The sequence below is a fragment of the Sorangium sp. So ce128 genome, assembly GCF_051525245.1.
GTDB classification, from domain to species: Bacteria; Myxococcota_A; Polyangia; order Polyangiales; family Polyangiaceae; genus Sorangium; species Sorangium cellulosum_B.
In genome coordinates this window covers 11,861,207-11,882,173 of the sequence record NZ_CP150313.1, presented here as the reverse complement: position 1 = coordinate 11,882,173, position 20,967 = coordinate 11,861,207, and the positions used below count along the sequence as shown (strand labels likewise).

Genomic DNA, 20,967 nt, shown 5'->3' with positions numbered 1-20,967 from the left:
GTCGGCTTCCTGATGCACAGGGGCCGCCTCTCATCGCGCGCTCAGCGAGGGTTGCGCGTGGTACTTCACCACGGTCGAGAGGAAGGACGATGAGAGATCAAGACGAGGCGCGGCCGCCTGCTTCAACAGCTTGTTGGGTGGCTACCGTCGATACGCTGCGACGGCGCTGGAAGGCGATGACGCGCCGCGATGGCGTCAGCAAGGTATTGCTGTTGCTCAGGGGATAATGGCTGCTTGCGTTTCACGCGCGTCCAGATCTCATCCTCGAGCCAGAACCGATAGAGAAAGTGCTCAAGACTTTGGGCACACCAGAAGTACTGCTGCGGATCCAGCGCCGATTGTTCGTCGTCGCCGCCATCGAGCCATTGGTCGGACGCAAGGATGCAATGATCGCCGCTGGGGGTCATATAGAGGTACCAGAAGGCACAACCCTGGGAATCATTCAAGAACCGCAGCATCCCACCGCGTGACGATGAAGGGTCCCTTACCACGCCCATCGAGAACTCGAGGAAGCAGCCAGTGATGCTGGGAACCCGCTCGTAGATGGCAGGCGTCGCAACGAATCGCATGAACACTTCGGGTATTTCGAGTCCCCGACCTCGCGCTTCGGTACGCAATCGGGGTAAGGACGCCAGTGAGCCATCGCCGTGCTCTTCCTCGTAGGTGAGCGGGCTCCTTCGAGCGGGGAGAGGGGGTAGCCAACCGAACGAACCATCGAACGGTACAGCAGGCAATACTGGGAGGATCTCGTAGGGAACGAACCCGTAGGTCGAAGACATGCCCCAAAGCACGTCGGGACCGGACGTGAACCAACCAGCGGGAAACATCGACGCGCACCTGTCCATTGTCCTGCCCACCCAACGTACTGGCGTTCAGCTGCGGGCGCCAGAGGGAGGCCGAAGGCCGACCGACGGGATCGACAGCCGCAACGCCTTGTTGGGCGGCAGTCCATTTGCTCACATGTCACGTACTCACCACGCAAGGTCCTCGATGTCCCAGGGCAACCTGCAGAGGTGTGTTGGCAGCGTGCCGCAAGCGTCTTCAGCTCGCTGACTACGTCACCAGTGACCGGACAAGGCGGATCTCGCTTGGGGCGAGCTCACCCATCGACGCGCCGTCCAACCGTAGAAAGCCGGTGCGCTCGTACAGGGCGACGGCGGGTGCGTTGGCCGCGACGACGTCGAGCACCAGCGCGGTGGCGCCGACGGCCTTGGCCCACGCCGCGACACTGTCGATCAGCTGTGCGCCGATTCCCTGGCGTCGCGCGGTTGGGGCAACCCACATGCTGATCAGCTCGCACAGGTCGCTGCTCCGGTGGGCCGCGCCCCGAACCACGCCGACATCGCGGCCATCGAGAACTGCGACGAACGTCGCAAGCTCGACCACCTGCGCCTCCCAGCGAGCGGCGTTCCACTGCGCAGCCTCGCCGTACGTCGTGCCAAACGCGTGCGGGGCCTCCTCGAGCGCCTGCAAGCGGATGCTTCGCCACCGGGCGCCATCCCCGGGCCGCAGCTGCTCGATCCGCGCCGTCATCGGGCCGATCGTAGCGCCTTCCCTCGTCGGCGCGAACATACCGCTCCGCATTGTCGACACCGGACACGCGTCAGGCGTCAGGCTAGATCCAATTGGTCGCGCCCGGCGGAGTCAGCCCGCCACGGGCACCCACACGTCCTCGGCCGGCACCTCGATCAGGCGCGTCGGCCACGGCCCTTCACTCGGCGCGTCGAGCGGGTGAATCGACCACACCTGCATCGCGAACGCGTGCATTCGCACGCGCCGCGCCGGCCCGTGCAGGGGGAGCGTCACATCTTCTGCTCCGGCCGCCATCGCAGCGGCCGCGTCGAGCCCGGCGCGCGCGATCTCGTCTTCCACCATCTCCCCGCAGTCCCACCCTGCCGCGCATCGCCGCCCGAAGAGCAGCCCTGGCTCGCTCACCGCCCCTCCGGTCAGCGCGCGGAGGGCCCGATCGGCCCAGCGCGTCCGGCAGAGGTCGAAGAAGCAGGCGCGACCCATCCAGCCGGGCGGCTCCCCCGCGGCCTCCGCGGCGCGGCGCTCCGTATCATGGCGGGATACCCATGCCTGGAACGGCGCGGACCCACCGATCCGGTGCGCCCAGAGCGTGTCCGAGTGCCGCGTATACCCCGCGACCCAGAACGGCGCCCCGCGCGCCTCGAGCGCGCGGCGCTGGGCGGCGTCGAGCGCGTGCAGCCGCGCGCGCCTCAACAGGGTGAGGGCGTCGAGCTCTCGGGGGTCGCTCAGCGGCGGGACGTCGAGCTCCGCCATCTCGCGATCGAGCGCCTCGATCTCCGCGAGGCGCTCCTCCGGCAGCCAGATCCCGGCCTCCGCCCGCAGCTCGGGCGCGAGGGCACGCGCGTCGACGAGCGGGAGGTCGGACTTCCAGTCGTCGAGCTGCTGGAACTCCGGAAACCCTGCGTCGGGCCCGAGCGCCACGTGGAGCGCGCCTCCGAACGAGAGGCTCGCCCGAGAGCGGACGCCGATCACTCCGGGGACGGCGAGGCGATCGACGTCGAGCCGGATGGGGCGATCGTGCGCGCGAGGATCCATCGGAGACGTCTCGACACGCTACGCGGGCCCAGCGCGGGCTCCAACCGGCCGCCTTCAGGAGCAGATCGCCCGCTCTCCCTGCCTGGCTGCCCCCTCAGACCACCACCGTCCCGGCGATCTTCGTGATCGCGAGCACGGCCCGCAGCACCTCGCGCGCGCTCGGCGCCACGTAACGCACGCGGCGCGCGTCCAGGCGGATCACCCCGGGCACGATCTCCGCCGCATCCGCGTAGGCGGTCGTCAGCAGCGCCACCGTCACGCCGATCGGCAGCGGCAGCGTGTACGGCCGCACGCGCGCGAGCCCCCTCAGCGCCTCGCTCGCCGCGGCCCGGATCCGCCGGCACGCCTCGTCCGGGTGGATCGACCGAGCGCTGTACCGCGTGATCGACTCCTTCACCGCCACCGTCGTCACGCCCGGGAACCTCTCGCGCGCGTGCGCCGTCACGGCCTCGTCCCCCGTGACCAGCGCCACGGGCACCCCCGCCTCCCCCACGACGAGCGCGTTGATGGCCGCCTCGTCGACCCACAGCCCGGGATCATCCGCCGCGCTGTTCGCGGGGTGCAGCCGGACCTCGCCCACCACCGCGCCGTAATAGGTGTGATCGAGCACGCTCGCGCGCAGCCCCGCGCCCCCGTGGTACCCGACGAAGAACGCGGCGTCGGGCGGCCCCGCGTCCACGCCCTGGACCATCGACAGCGGCTTCAGCGCGCCCGAGATCACCTCGACGCGCGGCTCCAGCTCCTCGAACAGGAGGTTGCGCATGTCCGCGTGGCTGTCGTTGACGACCACCCGCGTGGCCCCCGCCTCGAACGCGCCGAGCGCGGCGGCGTTCGCCTCGCGGCTCATCCACCGCCGCGCGCGCTCGTAATCGCCGCCGTCCCGGCGCGTCTGGTCGACATGCACCACCCCCGCGCACCCCTCCAGATCGATCGAGATCAGCACGAACATCGGTGTCCCTCCTCGCGCCGCCGCGGCGGTCACGCCAGGGGAATGGCCCCGGCGTCGTTCCAGCGCAACGGGGTGAGGACGCAGGGGCCAGCGGCGAGGTGAGCGCGACAGCCCGACCGTGCGGACGCTGTGAGCCCATACGTCACCGCCTAGCCATCGGCTTGCATCTTCCGGTGGAGCCTCCGGGCGTCTAGCTTCGCATGATGAGCACCTCGTCCCTCTCCAACCGCCACTACATCCTGAAGGCGCGCCCCGAGGGCCCGCCGGACCGCAGCCATTTCGAGCTCCGCGAGGCGCCGGTCCGGGAGCCTGGCGACGGCGAAGTCCTCGTCCGCACGCGCTACCTGTCCGTCGATCCGACGAACCGGCTCTGGATGAGCGACATGAAGCAATACATGCCGCCTGTGAACCAGGGCGAGGTGATGCGCGCGCTCGGCGTCGGCGTCGTCGAGCGCTCCCGTCACCCCGACTATGGCGCAGGAGACCTCGTCTCCGGCCTCCTCGGCTGGCAGGACTACAACGTCGCGGCTCCCGGCGATCTCGCCCTCACGCGCTTGCCCGCGCTGGACGTCCCGCTCGGCGCCTTCCTCTGCCCACTTCACGTGACCGGCGGCTTCACCGCTTACGTCGGCCTCTTCGATATCGCGCAGCCGAGGCCCGGCGAGACCATCGTCGTGTCCGCCGCCGCCGGCTCCGTGGGCTCCCTGGTCGGCCAGATGGGCAAGATCGCGGGCTGTCGCGTGGTGGGCATCGCCGGCAGCGACGCCGGGTGCCGCTATGTGACCGAGGAGCTCGGCTTCGACGCCTGCATCAATTACCGCACCGAGGATGTCGCGGCGGCGCTCGACCGCGCCTGTCCGAATGGTGTCGACATCGATTTCGAGAACGCAGGCGGCGACATCCTGGACGCCGTGCTCGACAAGATGAACCTCTTTGGCAGGGTCACGATCTGCGGCCTCATCTCGACCTACAACGACAAGCAGCCCCGCCCGGGCCCTGTGCGCTTCCCGCTCATCCTGATGCAGCGTCTCCGGGTGCAGGGCTTCGTCATCGTCGATCATCAAGCGCGCTTCCCCGAGGCCTTCGAGAAGATCCACGGCTGGATCAAGGAGGGCAGGATCACCTGGCGCGAGCGCGTGGTGGAAGGCCTCGAGAACACCCCGGATGCGCTCGCGATGCTCTTCCAGCCGAACAAGATCGGAAAGCTGCTGATCAAGGTCTCCGAGTAGTCAGCCAGGCCGGCGCACGCCCATGTCGACGAAGCGGAGCAGGGCCTCATCCCTGAAGTACGGGAGCTCGGCGGCGTAGTCGATGAAGCAGAGAGCCAGGCGGCCATATCGCGCGGGATACGCTCGTAGGTCGCATTCACCCCGAGCGGGCGCTGAAACACCAGCGCCAGCGAGACCTCGAGCTCACCAGGAAACTACCGCAGCCCCCCCGGCGGATCCGGCTCCCGCAGCGCGATCAACGCCGGCGAGAGCTGCACCGGGTACCTCGCCGGCGCGCGCAGGAGCGCGACCGCGTCCGGCAGCAGCTGGCGCGCCGCCAGGGAGCGCTCACGCCCGGCGCTCGCCGGCTCCGGCGACTCGAGCGCGCGCCCGCCGCGCATCGCCGCGCGCGCGAGCGGGGCGAGCCTCGCGACCCCGAGCGCGCGCGGCGCAAGCATCCGCTCGTGCGCGAGGTGGATCACGTCGAAGGCCGCGCGCCCCGCCTCGTCGTAGTAGCGCGCCACCATCTTCCGCCCCGCGATCACGTCCCCGCGATCGCTCGTGCCCTGCCGGAGCGCCCACGCGCCCGCCTCCTCGAGCGCCACGAGCTCGCAGCGCGCCGCCGGCAGCCCCTCGACGGCCTCCCCGAGCCCCGACGCGACCCAGCCGCCCGCGCTCGTGCCCACGCGCCTCGCCTCGAGGAGCAGCGCCTCCTCGTCATCGCCCCCGAGGTCGACCATCCGATCGGCGTACCAGGGCCAGCGGCCCTCGAGCGGGGACGGCGGCGGCGCGAGCTCGCCGAGGTCGATCCCCGCCTCGCAGCGGAACGGGATGCCGAGCGCCGTGGCCGCGAGCGCGCTCGTCGTCGCCACGGCGCCGCCCACGTGCGCCGCGCGGGCGAGCGCGAGCGCCTCGTCGGCGAACGGCACGCTCGCCGACGACCCGTCGACGATGTCGCCGCCGCCCGCCGCGATGTGGAGCCGCGCTGCCCGCGTCGCCGCGGCCGTGCCGCGGCGGAGCGCCGGAGCGAGCAGCGCGCCCACGAGCAGCGCCTCGACGAACGGCCCCTCGACCGAGGCGACGGGCGTCCCCGGGAAGGCGATCGTCCCGTCGGGCATCGCGTCGATGTCGACCGACAGCGGCGCGCCGGCGAGCCGCTCCTCGAGCGCGTCGCTCAGGCCGCACGCCGCGCGCGCCGCCGAGACCGCCGCCGCGTCGAAGCGGGCTCCGTCCACCGCGAGCGCCTCGAGCGCCGCCTCGACCCCCGCGACCACGAGAAAACCCGTGTGGGGCGGCATCGCGGCGAAGGCGAGCTCGAAGCTCGCGCGCCGGTCGGCGACCCCCGCGTGGACGAGGCGATCGGCGTCGAGCAGCGCGCGTCCGTCGCGGAGCAGCGGGCTCGCTCGCAGCAGGGGCGCCGGCATCGGCCTCCGTCAGAGCCGCTCGGCCAGCATCCGCGTGCCGGCGACCGTCGAGGCCTCGTCGAAGAGGAACGGCAGCATCACGGTGGGCAGGTCGAGATCGCGGCGCAGGCGGGCCAGGCTCTCGCGCTGCACCGACTCGCGCATCGCCCGCCGCGCGCCGGCCACGAAGGCGCTCTCGACGGTGTCCGCGGCGCGCGTCGGCGCCTGGATGTCGAGGCGCGCCGGGTCGACCAGGAGCGCCCGCTGCTCCTCGGGCGAGAACAGCGCCGGCAGCACGCCGTTGATGATCACCCGGTGGACGGGCAGGCCAAGGTCGCCCCGGACCTCCGCCACGAGCTCGACGGTCTCGGTCGCCGGCATCTCCTCCGGGAGCGTCACGACGACGACCCCGCTCCGCGCGGGATCCCTGAACATCGCCCACGCCGCCTCGGCGTCCCGGCGCAGGATGCCCGGCGGCGCCACGTCGAGGATCACCTTCGGCACCCGCAGCATGTCCACCCCGTGCCCCGTCGCGGGCGCGTCGAGCAGGACCACGTCGAAGCGGTTCGAGCCGTCCGGGAGCAGCTCCGTCGTGTGGAACCACGCCTTGCCGAGCATCGCCCACTCGAACAGCCCGGGCACCGCGCGGAAGAAGGTGCGCGTGTACTTGTTGTCGAAGACGAGATCGGCCGCGGCGCGCATCTTCAGGACCATCTCGCCGTACTCCCGGAGGGCCCTGTCCGGCGCGATGTTCACCGCCGACACGCGCTCGGCGACCTGGATGACCTCCGGGCCGATCGGCTTCGAGCCGAGGATGGCGGAGAGCCGCTCCTTCGTGTGGCACATCGCGACGAGGACGCGCTTGCCGCGGGCGGCGAAGGCGAGGGCGAGGGCGCCCGAGATCGTCGTCTTCCCGACCCCTCCCTTGCCGGTCACGAACAGGAAGCGCCGGCGCTCGAGCTCCGGCAGGTCCTGGCCGAGCCCGCCCGCTTTTGAGGCTTGATAGACGCTGGTCATTCCTCGCCAGCGGAGTTACGCGCAAGCTCAGGCGAAGGCAACCCGGATCAAGGAAACGGGCTCTGCTATGCATCGCTCATGCGCATCACCGAGCGACACCTCGAGCCGCTGAACCGACGCTTCCAGGGCGCGTCCCCCGTCGAGCTCCTCCGCTTCGTCCGCGAGTCCTTCGGCCCGCGCGCGGCCATCATGAGCAGCATGCAGCGCGCCGGGACCGCGCTCTGCCACATGGCCGACCGCGCCGGGCTCTCCTTCGACGTGGTCTTCGTCGACACCGGCGTGCTCCACGCCGAGACGCTCGCCACGCGCGACGAGCTCGCGCGGACCCACCCGAACCTGCGCGTCGTCACGCTCTCGCCCGAGCGCAGCTTCGCGCAGCAGACGCGCGAGGAAGGGCTGCTCTACCTCTCGAAGGAGGGCCAGGAGCGCTGCTGCGACCTCCGCAAATCGGCCCCGCTGAGCGCCATCCGGGGCCGCTACGACGCGCTCGTCGCGGCGCTGCGGCGGGGCGAGGGCGGCGCCCGCGCCAAGGTCGCGCCGTTCGGCCTCGACCCCGCGAACAACACGCTCCGCGTCCACCCCTTCGCGTCGCTGACCGGCGAGGAGCTCGACGCGTACTTCGCCGCGCACGAGGACGCGCTCGAGAACCCGCTGCACGGGATGGGCTTCCGCACCATCGGCTGCTTCCCCTGCACGACGCCGGTGCTGCCCGACGAGCCCGAGCGCGCCGGGCGCTGGCGCCACCTGGCGAGCGTCGAGTACTGCGGGATCAACCCGGTGGACCGGGGAGACACCGACGGCGGCGTCGACCTCGACGACCGGTACGAGCGCCTGTTCGCCGCGTGACGGCCCGACGATCTGCACGAGCCCATCGACGCGGCGTGGCACCTCGACGCGGCGTGACGATCGCCTGCGAATACCAGTTCGCGGCAGCTCGATCTTGACTCAAACGGCATGCAGGGAGATTTGCCCCGCATGCCGGCGAGCTACTTCGACGTAGACGGCACCCTGGTCACGACCAACCTCGTGCACCCGACGGTGTTCTACATGCTGAACCAGCCGACGCCGATGCACAGCCTGGCGAAGCTCGGCCGCGCGATCGTGAAGGCGCCCTGGATGGCGATGGCGGAGCTCCAGGATCGGCGCCTCTTCAACGAGCTGCTCTTCAGCTCGTTCGAGGGCGTCTCCGAGGATCGCCTCGTGGCGCTCGCGGAGGAGGCGTTCGCGAAGGTGCTCAAGCCGGCGATCTACGCGAAGGCGCGGGACCTCGTGAAGTGCAGCCTCGACAAGGGGCACGACGTCGTCCTCATCTCCGGCGCGCTGGATTTCCTGATGCAGCTGCTCGCCGATCACCTCGGCGCGACGGGCATCATCGCGAACCGCCTCGAGGTGAAGGATCGGTTCGCGACGGGCAAGCTCCTGCGCCCGGTGGTGGCCGGGCCCGAGAAGGCGCGGCTCATCCGCGAGCACGCCCACGCGCACGGGCACGACCTCGACGAGTGCTTCGCCTACTCGGACAGCTACTCGGACGTCCCGATGCTCTCGGTCGTCGGCTACCCGGCGGCGGTGAACCCGGACCGCAAGCTCAAGATGCTGGCGCAGGCGTACCACTGGCCGATCCTCCACCTCGCCGCATGACCCCTGCCTCCCCCCGCCGGCGGCGGGAGGCCACCACCCAGCCCAACACGTCGCACCCCCTGCTCTGAAGGTCCCATGAGCCATCCTTGCGTCGTCACGCTAGACAGCCGCAGCGCCCCCCGGGTGCTCTTCTCAGGCGACCAGCTGGTCGAGGTCGACCTGCCCACCGGCACCCGGGTGCTCTACGCGAAGCCGCCCATCGAGCCGCTGAAGGACGTCGACGCCGCGATCCGCTACGCGATCAACCACCCGTACAACTCGGAGCCGCTCTACGCGAAGCTCCGCCCGGGGATGAAGGTCACGATCGCGGTGGACGACATCTCGCTGCCGCTGCCGCAGATGAAGCGCCCCGACATCCGCGAGCGGGTGCTCACGATCGTGCTCGATCTGCTCGCCGACTACGGCGTCGACGACGTGGAGATCATCATCGCCACGAGCGTCCACCGGCGGATGAAGGACTGGGAGGTCCGCCACATCGTCGGCGACCGGATCTTCAACGCCTACTGGCCGAAGAGGCTCTACAACCACGACGCCGAGAACGCCGCCAACATGAAGTACGTCGGCACGACCGACGTCGGCGAGGAGGTCGAGCTCAACAAGCGCGCGGTCGACAGCGACCTCGTGATCTACGTGAACCTCAACCTCGTGCCGATGGACGGCGGGCACAAGTCGGTCGCCGTCGGCCTGTGCGGGTACCGGAGCCTGCGCGCGCACCACAACCCGCGGGTGATGCGCGACTGCTACTCGTACATGGATCCGAAGAGCTCCGCGCTGCACACGAGCGTCGAGCGCATGGGCCGGCTGGCCAACAAGAAGCTCAACGTCTTCACGATCGAGACGACGATCAACAACCGCATGTTCGATCGCCCGCTCGAGTTCCTCGCGAAGAACGAGGACGACCTGAGCGCGGGCGAGAAGAGCGCGCTGCGCGCCCTCCGCTTCACGCTCTCCAAGGTGCCGCAGCCCGCGCGCCAGGCGATCTTCCAGCGCGTCCCCTCGCCGTTCGGGGTGACCGGGGTGTTCGCCGGCGAGACCGAGGCCGTCCACGAGCACACGCTGAAGCGCAGCTTCGACCAGTACCTCGTCCCGGTCACGGGCCAGGCCGACATCCTGATCACGGGCATCCCGTACATCAGCCCGTACAACGTGAACTCGTTCCTGAACCCGCTGCTCGTGCAGGTGATGGCGAACGGCTACCTGTTCAACCTCTACCGCGGCGCGCCGATGCTCAAGAAGGGGGGGACGATGATCATCCTCCACCCCTGCACCGACCTGTTCGACAACGAGCACCACGCCCCGTACATCGAGTTCGTGCACCGGCTCCTGCCGGAGACGCGGGACGCGATGGAGCTGCACAAGCGGTACGAGAAGAAGTTCTCCGAGAACCCCGCGTACATCGAGATGTACCGCTTCGGGCACGCGTACCACCCGACCCACCCGTTCTTCATGTGGTACTGGGGCGAGGCGGGGCGGCAGCACATCGGCCGGATGATCGTGGTCGGCGCCGACAACGAGTACATCCCGCAGCTGCTCGGCTGGGAGACGGCGCGCACGATGGACGAGGCGCTCCGGATGGCGAAGCAGTCGGCCCCGCCCGCGCCGGAGATCCTGGCCCTGCACACCCCGCCGATCTTCATGGCCGACGTGACGGCCTAGCGCGCCCGCGGAGGAGCCACCCTGCGGCTGCACCTCATCGACGGCACCTACGAGCTCTTCCGCGCCCACTACTCCAAGCGGCCCGAGCACCGCGCGCCCGGCGGCTGGGACGCGAAGGCGACGGTGGGCGTCGTCGCCTCGCTCCTCGCGCTCCTGCACCACGCAGACGAGGAGGTCACGCACCTCGCCGTCGCGTTCGACAACCCGATCCGCTCGTTCAGGAACGACCTGTTCACCGGGTACAAGAGCGACGACGGGATGGATCCCGCGCTGCGCCAGCAGTTCGATCCGGTCGAGGAGGCGGTGCGCGCGCTCGGGGTCGTCGTCTGGTCGATGGACGCGTTCGAGGCCGACGACGCGCTCGCGACGGCGGCGGCGCGGTTCCGGGGCGCGGTGGAGCAGGTGCGCATCCTCAGCCCGGACAAGGACTTCGGGCAGTGCCTTGCCGGCGATCGGGTCGTGCAGGTCGACCGCCGGAAGGAGAAGGTCGTCGACGAGGCGGCGATGCGCGCCGCGCGGGGCGTGGCGCCGGCGAGCATCCCGGACTTCCTCGCGCTCACGGGGGACGACGCCGACGGCATCCCTGGCCTGGCAGGCATCGGCGAGCGGACGGCGACCGCGCTGCTCGGCGCCTACGGCCACATCGAGCAGATCCCGGACGACCCGGCCGCGTGGTCGGTGGCGGTGCGCGGCGCGGACCGGATCGCGCGCGCGCTTGTCGAGCAGCGGGAGGACGCGCTGCTCTACCGGACGCTGGCGACGCTCCGGACCGACGTGCCGCTCGCGGAGGGCCTCGACGACCTGCGCTTCCGCGGCGTGCCGCGCGACCGCTTCGAGGCGTGGTGCGACGCGATGGACGTGCGCACGCTGAAGGCGCGGCCGACGCGCTGGGCACCTTAGAGCAGGGTCTTTATAAAGCCTGCTTCCTCATCGGCGCCCCGAGCTCGGCGAGCACGCGCTCGCGGACGAGCGGCAGCGGCGGCGAGCCGTGCGAGAGGAGCGCGTCGTGGAAGCGTCTCCGCGAGAACGCCGGGCCCAGGGCCGCCTTCGCCTCCTCGCGGAGCTTCAGGATCTGGAGCTTGCCGAGCGTGTAGGCGAAGTAGCCGGGGTCGAACGTCGCGCGCACCGCCTGCTCCCGCGCCGTCGCGCGGTCCTGGAAGCAGTCGTCGACGAAGCGGCGCTCGGCCTCGTCGAGGCTCATGCCCTCGGCGTGCACCCCGAGCGACACGACCACCCGGCAGTTGCGCAGCAGCGCGTCCGCGAGCTGGCCGAGGCGACTCTGCGGGTCCTCCTTGCCAAACCCCTGCTCGATCATCATCTGCTCGACGTAGTGGGCCCAGCCCTCCACGAACGAGTAGCTCCCGAACATCTTCTGCGTCTCCGTCGGCGCCCGGTTCCCCCACAGGCCCTGGACGAAGTGCCCCGGGTAGACCTCGTGCACGGTCGTCGAGAGCAGCGTGCCCCGCAGCATCACGTACTCCTCCTGCTCCCTCCGGGGCCACGAGGGGTCCGGCTTCGTGATGTAGTAGAACGCCTCGAGCCCCTTCCGCTCGAACGGCCCCGGCGCGTCGAGGAAGGCGGCGTTCCAGCGCATGTAGGGCGGCGTCTCCTTCACGATCGCCCGCTCGTCGGACGGGAGGCTCACGATCTCCTTGTCGACGAGGAACTTGCGCGCCGACTCCATCATCCGCGTCGCCTCGGCGAGGAGCTGCTCCGCCTTCGGCCGCGAGGTCTTCACCTTCCTGGCGAGCTCCTGGTACGCCGCCTTGTTCGCCGCGAGGTCGTCCTCGCCCATCTTCTTGAACTCGGCGAGCGGCATCGAGAGCCCCTCCTGCGCGAGGAGGAGCTTCCGGTACCGCGCCTCCCCGAGCACGTGGCTCGCGTCGCCCTTCGGCAGCTCGACCTTCGCGAGGTGCTCGGCGAGCTTCTCCGCCGCGTCGGCGAGCGCGGCGTTCGTCTTCTCGAAATCGGCCTGGAACGCGGGGTCGCCCGCGCCCTTGAGCAGCTTGACGACGTCGCCGCGCAGGTACTCGGCGTAGCCCCGGAAGATCTTCACGGCGACCTCGATCACCGGCTTCGGCATCGGGCTCACGAGGTTCTCGAGGACGCGCGGCGCCTGGGCCAGCGCCGCCTTCTCGTGCTCGAGGAGGCGCCGCGCGCGCTCGGGCAGCGGCGCGTACGCGCGATCGAGGTAGTGGTTCACGCCGAACAGATCGCCGTAGAACTGCGGCCGCCGGCGCCACTCCTCGACGTCCCTCCCGGTGAAGATCTTGAGGTCGATCTGCTGGAGGAGCAGCGCGCGGTCGAGCGCCTCGTCCGGGGAGAGCGCCGCGGCGTCGACGGCGGCGAGCGCCGCGCGGTCGCGCTCGAGGCGCGCGAGCCGCCGCTCTATCGCCGCGGCGGCGTAGTCGGAGACCTTGCCGTCCTGCTCGTGCAGCCCGCGCGAGCGCGCGAAGGCCGGCTCGTCCGCGACCCACTCGCGCAGGATCCGATCGCGCAGCGCGGTGAACGGCTCGCGCGGCGCCTCCGCTGGCCGCGCGGGCTCGGCGCTCGCCACAGCCTGAGGGGGCGCCGCGGCCTGAGGAGGCGCCGCGGCCTGAGGGGGCGCCGCGCCGAGAGAAGGAGGCGGCGCCGAGGCGCTCCCGCTGCAGGCGGCGAGCGCCGCGAGCGGCGCGAGCGCCGCGAGCCGGCGCCAGCGCGAGCGGACAGGTGTGGGTGCGGCCATGACGGGGCGAGCCTGTCAAACCGGCCCGCGCAGGTCAACGCCGCAGGTCAGTCGCGGAGCGCGCGATCGATGATCGTGTCCACGTGCGAGAGCGCGTGGTCGAGGTCGAAGCAGCGCGCGATTTCGTCCGGGGCGAGCAGCGCCGCGACGTCGGCGTCGGCGTCGAGGTTGTCGCGGAAGCGCCCCTCGCCCGCGATCGCGCGCATCGCGCAGCGCTGCACCAGCTCGTAGGCCGCCTGCCGCGGCCTGCCCTTCTGGACGAGCGCCAGGAGCACCGCCTCGCTGAAGAAGAGCTCGCCCGTGCTGTCGAGGTTCTGGCGCAGCTTCTCGGGGTAGACGACCAGCCCCTCCACGAGCCCGGCGGCGCGGTCGAGCATGAACCCGAGCGTCGAGGTCGCGTCGGGCGCGATCATCCGCTCGACCGACGAGTGCGAGATGTCGCGCTCGTGCCACAGCGGCACGTTCTCGAGCGCCGGGATCACGGCCGCGCGCACGATGCGCGCGAGGCCGCACAGGTTCTCGCTGAGGATGGGGTTGCGCTTGTGGGGCATCGCGCTCGAGCCCTTCTGGCCCACGGTGAAGCGCTCCTCCGCCTCGCGGACCTCGGTGCGCTGCCAGTGCCGCACGTTCGTCGCGAGCCGCTCGATGCCCGCGGCGATCAGCGAGAGCGCGGTGAAGAGCTCGGCGTGGCGGTCGCGCGCGACGACCTGCGTCGAGACCGTCTCGGGGCGCAGGCCCAGGGCGGCGAGCGCGCGCTCCTCGATGCGCGGCGACAGGTGCGCGTACGTGCCGACCGCGCCGGCGATCTTCCCGACCGCGATCGCCTGGCGCGCCGCGAGCAGGCGCGCCCTGCCGCGCTTCATCTCCGCGAGGTGGCCGGCGAGCGCCAGGCCGAACGTGATCGGCTCGGCGGCGATGCCGTGGCTCCTGCCGATCATCGGGGTGCGCCGGTGCTCGTCCGCGCGCCGCGCGAGCGCGCTGCAGAGCTTGTCGAGCCGCTCCGAGAGCAGGTCCGTCGCGCGGACGAGCAGCACCGCGAGGCTCGTGTCGAGCACGTCGCTCGAGGTCATCCCCCGGTGCAGCCACCGCGCGCCCTCGCCCGCGAGCTCCTCGACGTGCGTCAGGAAGGCGATGACGTCGTGCTTGACCGTGCGCTCGATCGCCTCGATCCGCGCGGGATCGAGCGAGAGCTGCTTCGCGCGGATCCCCTTCGCGATGCCGGCGGGCACGAGCCCTTCGGCCTCCATCGCCTCGCAAGCGGCGAGCTCCACCTCGAGCCAGGTCGAGAATCGGGTGGCGGGCGACCAGAGCTCTTCGAATTCAGCAGGAGTGTAGCGGGGGATCATGGGCGGGACGCTGCGAAGGTCTGGAGGGTGCGTCAAGGATGGAGTGGTCCAGGGAGGTCCGGGCGCGCGGGGGCCGGCTCGCGCTGCTCGCCTGCGCGCGCCGCGCCGCGCCGCGCGCGACCCGTACCGTCGGGCGGGGCGCTTGCGGACGCGCGGCGCGCGGCAAACGTTGGCGCGATGCCAACCGAAGCACCGGCGCCTGCGCGCGCCGATCAGGGCAGGTCGTTCGCCCGCACGCCCCACGCGGCGGGCGACGCGCCGCCAGAGACGCTGCCCGCAGGGGCGAGCGAGCCGAACGCCGTCAGCCAGGCGCCGCTTCCCCCGCGGGCCGAGCCTGGGCGCCGCGAGCCGGCGGGGCGCGCTGGCGGCGCGGCCGCCGCTGCCAGCGCGCCGGCTGTCGTGAACGAGCCGGCGCCCGCGAGCGAGACCCGCGCGAGCGTGCGCGGGGGTCGCCGGGTGAAGCCGTACATCGTGGTGGTCGCGATGGACCTGTCCGAGCCGGGCGGGCGGGCGTGGCGCTTCGCCTTCGATCTGGCGGCGCTCCGCGGCGAGACGGAGATCCACGCGGTGGTCATCGGCCCGCGGCAGGTCGCCCCTGCAGTGCGCGACGTGACGACGCCGGGCGCGTCGTCGCCGCCGTCGCTCCGCGTGCTCCAGCACCGGTTCGCGGACGGCCAGGCCCGGCTGATGGCGATGCACTTCCGCACGGGCCGGCCGGACCGGGCCATCGTCTCGCTCGCCCGAGAGCTCAGCGCCGATCTCATCGTCGTGGCCACGCACCCGCAGTCGCCCCTGCAGCGGCTCTTCGGCGGCTCGACGGCCGATCGGATCGCGCGGAACGCGCCGTGCCCGGTCGTCGTCGTGCGCCCCAAGGAGGACGACGACGCCGACGCGGCCAACTACGACCCCAGGCTGCGCTGACGCGGAGGCGCGCGGCGGACCACCGAGCGCTCGATCCGCGCGCTCGGTGTCGCTCGGGCGCGGGCTACCGCGCGCTCGATGCCCGCGTGGCGGACTACCGCGCGCTCGACGGCTGAGCGTCGGCCTGCGCCGCCGGGTCGAGCTTGTCCGGCGCGCTGACGCCCTCGGCCTTGCCCCCTTCGCGCGTGTCCGCGTAGCCCCACGCGACGCCGGCCGCGTCGACGAGGAGGTTGTTCGCGTCGCCGATGGGCATCGGGTCCATCACGAGGACGTGCCCTCGCCGCGCGAGGTCGTCGAGGGCGGCCTGCGGCGGAGGCGTCAGCCGCTCGACGCGCACGCGATCCGGCACCCACTGGTGGTGGATGCGCGCGTGGCGGACCGCCTCGTCGATGGTCATCCCGTGATCGACCAGGTTGCGGAGGACCTGCGCGACGGTGTTCGGGATCGTGTCGCCCCCGGGAGATCCGAGGACGAGCGCGACCTTGTCGTCGCGGCTCACGAGGGTGGGCGTCATCGAGCTCGCCATGCGTTTGCCCGGCGCCACCGCGTTGATCCCCGTCTCGGAGAAGGCGCCCATCGCGTTGGCGAGCAGGATGCCCGTGCCGGGGATCACGATCCTCGCGCCGAAGCTCGCCGACAGGGTGGTCGTGCACGAGACCGCGTTGCCCTGCGCGTCGATCACCGAGAAGTGCGTCGTCTGCGGGGACTCCTGCGCGACGGCGCCCAGGGGCGCCGCGATGTCGCCCGCCGGCGTGGCCCGCTCCGGGTCGACGGGCGGCCTGCGGCGCATCAGGTAGGCCCCGTCGAGGAGCCGCGCGAGCAGCTGCGCCGTCTCGGGCGCCACGAAATCGGGGTCGGCGCTCACCTTGCGCCTATCGGCGTACGCCCGCTTCGCCGCCTCGACGAACAGGTGCAGCGACAGCCCCGAGTCGGCGGGCGCCTCGTGCGCCTTGAGCCGCTCGAGCGTGAGCATCATCTCCGCGAGCGCGACGCCGCCCATCGAGGGGGGCGGCATCGTGTCGACGGTGAAGCCGCGGTACGAGAACCGGAGGGGCGCGCGCCACTTCGCCTGGTAGGCGCGCAGGTCGCTCTCGCTGATGTGGCCGCCGCGCTCGCGCATCGCGCCGGCGATCTGCCGGGCGATGGCGCCCTCGTAGAACGCGCGCGGCCCCTCCGCGGCGAGCGTCTCGAGGGTGCGGGCGAGATCGAGCTGCCGCACCAGCTCGCCCTGGGCGACCGGCGCCTTGCCCCGCCCCCAGATGGCGCTCGCGGCCCGATCGGCCTTCAGCCGCGGCCACGCCCAGCGCAGCGTCAGCGCCTGCCGCGCGCCGAGGCGGTGCCCCTTGCGCGCGAGGGAGATCGCCGGGGCCAGGAGCTCGGCGAACGGGCGGGTGCCGAACCGCTCGTGGGCCAGGGCGAGGCCGGCGACCGAGCCCGGGACGCCGGCGGACGCATAGCCGTACGCGCCGGCGCGCACCATCGCCATGTTCGACTCGGTGGTCACCGACGCGGGCGCGGCCTCGCGGAAGTCGATCGCCTGCGTCTCGCCGTTCGCGAGGCGGACCAGCATGAAGCCGCCGCCGCCGATGTTGCCCGCGCTCGGGTGGGTCACCGCCAGCGCGAACGCCACGGCGACCGCGGCGTCGACCGCGTTGCCGCCGCGCCGCAGCACGTCCGCGCCCGCGCGCGTCGCGTGCTCCTCGACCGAGGTCACGAGCCCGGCGTCGCCGCGCACCGCCCGCGGGCCGCCCGAGGCGAGCGCGATCGGCGGCACCGGCGGCATCGGCTCCGGCGCCGCGGCGTCGGCCGTGGGCGCCGCCGCGGCGCTCGCGACGCTCGCGGCCGACGCCGCGGCGCTCGCGCTGGCGACGGCCGGCGCGCCCGAGGCCGCGGGCGCCGCCGGGTGCGGCGCGGGCGGCGTGCGGGCCTCGCAGCCTGCGAGCAGCGCGAGGGCGAGCGCCCAGCGCGGCTTCGAACGACGGAGCAAGGTCATCAGGGTGCGCGCGAATCTACTACGGTGCCGCGGAGAGCCGGGCCGGGCCGCGCGGAGCGGCCGGCCTGGGGGATTCGTTCAGGACGCGAGGGGGCGCAGCCGGCGCGCGCCGGATCCGCCTCCGGCGCGCGCCGTCAGGAACGCCGGACCTCGCTCAGGACCGCTTGCGGCGGCGCGCGGCGGCCACGCCCACGCCGGCGACGAGCGCGGCGAGCCCCGTGCCCGCGAACGGCGCGGAGGAGGACCCCGGCGCGGCGGCGCAGGAGACGCTGGCCTCGGCCTCGGCGTGGGCGTTCACCTCGATCTCGAGCGTGCTCAGGTAATCGAGGCAGTCCTCCAGGCTCCCGACGACGTCGACATACTGACCGTTGCAGAACAGGGCGCCTTCCGGCTGCGAGCACTTCGTCTCACATCCGCCCTGGAGATCGACCGTGCAGTCCGCGTTGCAGTCGACGTCGCAGTCGAAGTTCGCCTCGGCCTTGCACTCGCCCTCGCAGCTCGCGTCGCATTTTGCCTGGCAATCCGCGCTCGGCGGCGTCACCTCGCAGCTCGCGCTGCACTCGCCGTCGCAGCTCGCCTTGCAGGCGCCCTCGCACTCCGCCTGCGACTGGCCGGGGCTGGCGCTCGCCGAACACTTGCCGCTGCAATCCGCCGAGCAGCTCGCCGAGCAGCTCGCCCTGCAGTCGAAGCTCCCGGGATTGACATTGCACTTGGCAGAGCAATCCGCGGAGCAGTCGACGTTGCAGTCGGCGGTCGCGCTGGCGTTGCACTGGCCCTCGCACTTCCCGGCGCACGCCGCCGTGAGGTTGATCGGCTTGCAGCTCGTCGTGCAGCCGCCCGATGTGCGGAACTCGCAGTTTGCGCTCGCTGCGAGCTGGATATTTCCACAAGCCTCCGGGCCGGGCGCCGCCGACGCCGACGAGGCGATGGCCAGAGGGATCGCAAAAGTAAACGCACTCACAAAAAGCTGAGCAATGGTCCGTCGCATGCCAATTCTCCTGGGTTCAGAGCGCGGGATCCGCGTGTGGTCTCCGCAGGTGTTGCAATCGGACGACCAGCGCCACCCTTTGAAGCATTTCCCAAGAAAAAAGTCTCGCTGCTCGTGACCGATCGGCCACAGCGTATCTCCGAGTTCACGGTCCCATGATGCGCCATGCCACACGAAGGGCATGTCCGGGCAGGTGAGGACACCTGCGACGTGGTGATCAGCGGCTCACAGTGTCGGCGATTTGCCCTGTTCCATAGCGCGCCACCACGCCCTTGCGGGCTCTGCCGGGTGTCGGCCGGCTAAGGAAGTCCCCGCCGACCGCCCAGAAGGCCCCTTCCCCGTCGGCCCAGACGGCGTGGAGATCGGCGTAGGGCTCCTCGGTGAACTCATCGATCCAGGCCCCGCCGACGAGGCGCTGCTTGAGCCCTCCATAACCGACGATCGCGACCTCCCCCGGGCGGCCGCAGGCGACGCCGTTCACGTCGTTGGTGAGCTCTATCTCGAGCCTGCGCCACGACGCGCCGTCCGAGCGGAGCACGTCTCTCCCGCCGACCGCGTATACCTCTTCACGGCTGCAGCCGGCGGCCGTGAACAGGGTGCCCTGCGCGATCGGCGGATCGGATTGCACTTCCCAGGTCGAGCCCGAGCGGTGCCAGATCACGCCGAACTCGCCGACGGCATAGAGATCCTCGGAAGATTCGCCCCATACCTTGTAGAGCGCCCGGCCGGTCGCCGCCGGCAGCGGCTCTCGCGACCATGCGCTGCCGTCCCAGCGGAGGACGATGTCCTTCTCCGCGTCCGCGCCGCTGCCGGGCATGCCGCCGACCGCCCAGGCATCGTCGGGTGAAAACGCGATCACGCCCCACAGCGTCGCCTCCGTCCCCGTCGCGTGCTCGGTGAACGTCGCGCCGTCCCACCGCGCGGCGCGACCGCGCTCGCCGACCATCCAGACGTCCTGCGGACCGGAGCCGGCCACCCACCAGAAGGTCGTATCCCCGCCCGCCGGGAGCTCGCGCCACCTCGCCCCGTCGTAGTGCAGCGCGAGCGCCTGGAGGCCCGTGTTGCCGAGCGGCCCCCCGACGGCGAACACGTCGTCGGGCGCCGTCCCCCAGATCGAGAGGACCGCGCGGTCGAGATCGCCCTCGTCGAGCAGCACGCGCCACGCCGGCGGCTCCTGCTCGGGCGGCCTCGCAGGATCGCCGGGGCAGCCGGCGAGGGCGACCGCGCCGAGCGCCGCCAGAGCCATGGAGTGAAAGCAGGTGCGCATGGGAGTGAAGACCCGCCTGGAGAGGTCCTGCCGGCGCGCCGCCATGGAGGGCTCAGTTGCAGAACACGTCGGTCTGCTTCGGATAGTAATAGACGAAGATGTTGCAGTGCTCGTTCTTCTCGACGATCGGCCCGAACGTGTAGCAGCAATCGAGCGACTCTGCGGCGGTCCCGTTCTTGGACACGTCGTAGTCGTCGAGGCCCTTGCACCCCACGGACGGGTCCGGCTGCTGCCACTCGTAGGTGCATCCGTACCAGACGCCGCCGTTCGTCGGGAGCTCCCTGTCGAGCTCCGGCGAGATGAGCATCGGCGGGTCGTCCCACGCGTCCGATGTGTAGAAGCGATCCGAGGCCGGAGGCGTGCCGATGGTCTTGCCGTCCCATGCATACATATCGAACCGCGTGCCCCGGCTGTGGAAATGGCCGTTGGCGCCGATGATCTTCACGGGAGAGGGGCTGTTGATCTGGCACGAGCCCTCGAACGTGGGCGTCGGGTTCGACTGACAGACACGGATCGACTGCTTGGTCGCGAAGACGGTGCCCATCTCGGCCTTGACCTCGGCGGCGGGCAGCGCCCAGAAGTTCACCCGGACGCGGCCGACCGCCTCGGGGGTCTTCTGCGACGTCGCATTCACGTAATGCGTCTGCAGCATCAGCCACTCGTCGGGCGCGAGGACGTTCGCGACGCCCTCGGGGAACTCCCAGTCGACCTGGCCGTTCTGCTGCGAGTTCGCGATGAGCGGCCAGTCGGCCCAGTTGGGGCTCTTGAAGCACTCCCCGACCCCGTTCTGGTTCTTCTGGATGAGCCCGCCCTCCGGCCCCAGCCCCTTCACGGTCTTCACGCGGAAGATGTTCATGTGGTGCGAGCCGTCGCGCTGCGCGATCTGCACGCGGTGGAGGTTCACGGGCGCGGTCGGGTCCAGCCCGTTCGACGCGGCGAGCTCGCTGACCTTGAAGAAGTAGCAGTCCTGCTGCTCGACCCCCGCCGGCACCTCGGTCTCCTCGGTCTGCATCTGGAAGCCCTGGCCGACCGGCGGCACATCGAGCAGCGACTCGTCGACCGGCGCGGGCGTCACGCCCCCGCCCCCGTCAACGCAGGCCACGATCCCCAGCACGACAGGAAGCAAACCAAGCGTCAGGCATCGAACAGCCATGAGTCCCTCCGGGCAATCGCGTCGCGATGAGGAGAGATATACACGGCTGCACAATTTCAGGGCGTTCGTGTCGCGCGGCGGGCATGGTTCCGTCGGGCTCCGGGGCGCCGTGGCCGAGCGCTGGCCGGTGCTGCTAGG

At 71.5% G+C, this 20,967-nt stretch carries 18 protein-coding genes; 6 read left to right on the top strand and 12 right to left on the bottom strand.

Annotated features, from left to right (window positions below; all coding sequences use genetic code 11):
• Nucleotides 1–122 precede the first annotated feature (122 nt).
• The 4 genes from WME82_RS45020 to WME82_RS45005 all read right to left on the bottom strand — a co-directional run bounded on the left by WME82_RS45020 (nucleotide 123) and on the right by WME82_RS45005 (nucleotide 3,514).
• Nucleotides 123–779: a hypothetical protein gene (locus tag WME82_RS45020; RefSeq protein ID WP_438040346.1), complete on the bottom strand. Its 657-nt coding sequence runs from the start codon at nucleotides 777–779 to the stop codon at nucleotides 123–125.
• Nucleotides 780–1,053: 274 nt separating this feature from the next.
• A complete protein-coding gene (locus WME82_RS45015; protein ID WP_438040345.1) occupies nucleotides 1,054–1,533 on the bottom strand; it encodes a GNAT family N-acetyltransferase in 480 nt (159 codons plus the stop codon).
• Nucleotides 1,534–1,644: 111 nt separating this feature from the next.
• Entirely contained in the window at nucleotides 1,645–2,565 is a 921-nt protein-coding gene (locus WME82_RS45010) for a hypothetical protein (protein WP_438040344.1), read from the bottom strand.
• A 94-nt stretch (nucleotides 2,566–2,659) separates the two neighbouring features.
• Nucleotides 2,660–3,514 carry a M55 family metallopeptidase gene (locus tag WME82_RS45005; RefSeq protein WP_437854557.1) on the bottom strand — a complete coding sequence of 285 codons (855 nt, stop codon included), beginning with the start codon at nucleotides 3,512–3,514 and terminating at the stop codon, nucleotides 2,660–2,662.
• A 203-nt stretch (nucleotides 3,515–3,717) separates the two neighbouring features.
• Between WME82_RS45005 and WME82_RS45000 the strand changes: the two genes are divergently transcribed.
• Nucleotides 3,718–4,743: an NADP-dependent oxidoreductase gene (locus tag WME82_RS45000; RefSeq protein ID WP_438040343.1), complete on the top strand. Its 1,026-nt coding sequence runs from the start codon at nucleotides 3,718–3,720 to the stop codon at nucleotides 4,741–4,743.
• Nucleotides 4,744–4,937: 194 nt separating this feature from the next.
• On the opposite strand, the gene WME82_RS44995 is transcribed toward WME82_RS45000, so the two are convergent.
• Entirely contained in the window at nucleotides 4,938–6,146 is a 1,209-nt protein-coding gene (locus tag WME82_RS44995; protein ID WP_438040342.1) for a hypothetical protein, read from the bottom strand.
• Nucleotides 6,147–6,155: 9 nt separating this feature from the next.
• Nucleotides 6,156–7,142 carry an ArsA family ATPase gene (locus WME82_RS44990; protein ID WP_438040341.1) on the bottom strand — a complete coding sequence of 329 codons (987 nt, stop codon included), beginning with the start codon at nucleotides 7,140–7,142 and terminating at the stop codon, nucleotides 6,156–6,158.
• Nucleotides 7,143–7,220: 78 nt separating this feature from the next.
• On the opposite strand from WME82_RS44990, the gene WME82_RS44985 reads away from it, so the two are divergent.
• The 4 genes from WME82_RS44985 (at nucleotide 7,221) to WME82_RS44970 (ending at nucleotide 11,336) form a co-directional block, all read left to right on the top strand.
• On the top strand, nucleotides 7,221–7,988 hold the full coding sequence (locus WME82_RS44985) for a phosphoadenylyl-sulfate reductase (RefSeq protein WP_437854552.1): 768 nt from the start codon (nucleotides 7,221–7,223) through the stop codon (nucleotides 7,986–7,988).
• A gap of 129 nt (nucleotides 7,989–8,117) precedes the next feature.
• Nucleotides 8,118–8,780, top strand: coding sequence for an HAD family hydrolase (locus WME82_RS44980; protein WP_437742556.1), 663 nt, complete (start codon nucleotides 8,118–8,120; stop codon nucleotides 8,778–8,780).
• Nucleotides 8,781–8,855: 75 nt separating this feature from the next.
• On the top strand, nucleotides 8,856–10,436 hold the full coding sequence (locus tag WME82_RS44975; RefSeq protein WP_437528366.1) for a lactate racemase domain-containing protein: 1,581 nt from the start codon (nucleotides 8,856–8,858) through the stop codon (nucleotides 10,434–10,436).
• Nucleotides 10,437–10,457: 21 nt separating this feature from the next.
• Nucleotides 10,458–11,336, top strand: coding sequence for a 5'-3' exonuclease (locus tag WME82_RS44970; RefSeq protein ID WP_438044992.1), 879 nt, complete (start codon nucleotides 10,458–10,460; stop codon nucleotides 11,334–11,336).
• Between the two features lie 10 nt (nucleotides 11,337–11,346).
• Here the strand turns inward: WME82_RS44970 and WME82_RS44965 are convergent, their stop codons facing one another.
• Together WME82_RS44965 and purB are read right to left on the bottom strand one after the other, a co-directional pair.
• Nucleotides 11,347–13,161, bottom strand: a complete 1,815-nt coding sequence (locus WME82_RS44965; RefSeq protein WP_438040340.1) for a DUF885 domain-containing protein — start codon at nucleotides 13,159–13,161, stop codon at nucleotides 11,347–11,349.
• Between the two features lie 47 nt (nucleotides 13,162–13,208).
• Nucleotides 13,209–14,507 (bottom strand): adenylosuccinate lyase, encoded by a 1,299-nt coding sequence (purB, locus tag WME82_RS44960; RefSeq protein ID WP_438040339.1) that lies wholly within the window; start codon nucleotides 14,505–14,507, stop codon nucleotides 13,209–13,211.
• 177 nt (nucleotides 14,508–14,684) lie between these two features.
• On the opposite strand from purB, the gene WME82_RS44955 reads away from it, so the two are divergent.
• Nucleotides 14,685–15,428 carry a universal stress protein gene (locus WME82_RS44955; protein WP_437854548.1) on the top strand — a complete coding sequence of 248 codons (744 nt, stop codon included), beginning with the start codon at nucleotides 14,685–14,687 and terminating at the stop codon, nucleotides 15,426–15,428.
• A gap of 94 nt (nucleotides 15,429–15,522) precedes the next feature.
• On the opposite strand, the gene ggt is transcribed toward WME82_RS44955, so the two are convergent.
• The 4 genes from ggt to WME82_RS44935 all read right to left on the bottom strand — a co-directional run bounded on the left by ggt (nucleotide 15,523) and on the right by WME82_RS44935 (nucleotide 20,829).
• Nucleotides 15,523–17,421, bottom strand: a complete 1,899-nt coding sequence (gene ggt, locus WME82_RS44950) for a gamma-glutamyltransferase (protein WP_438040338.1) — start codon at nucleotides 17,419–17,421, stop codon at nucleotides 15,523–15,525.
• Nucleotides 17,422–17,575: 154 nt separating this feature from the next.
• Complete coding sequence (locus WME82_RS44945) at nucleotides 17,576–18,382, bottom strand: hypothetical protein (RefSeq protein ID WP_438040337.1); 807 nt, start codon at nucleotides 18,380–18,382, stop codon at nucleotides 17,576–17,578.
• A gap of 244 nt (nucleotides 18,383–18,626) precedes the next feature.
• Entirely contained in the window at nucleotides 18,627–19,721 is a 1,095-nt protein-coding gene (locus tag WME82_RS44940) for a WD40/YVTN/BNR-like repeat-containing protein (protein WP_438040336.1), read from the bottom strand.
• Between the two features lie 7 nt (nucleotides 19,722–19,728).
• Nucleotides 19,729–20,829, bottom strand: coding sequence for a hypothetical protein (locus WME82_RS44935; RefSeq protein WP_437854544.1), 1,101 nt, complete (start codon nucleotides 20,827–20,829; stop codon nucleotides 19,729–19,731).
• Nucleotides 20,830–20,967: the final 138 nt, after the last annotated feature.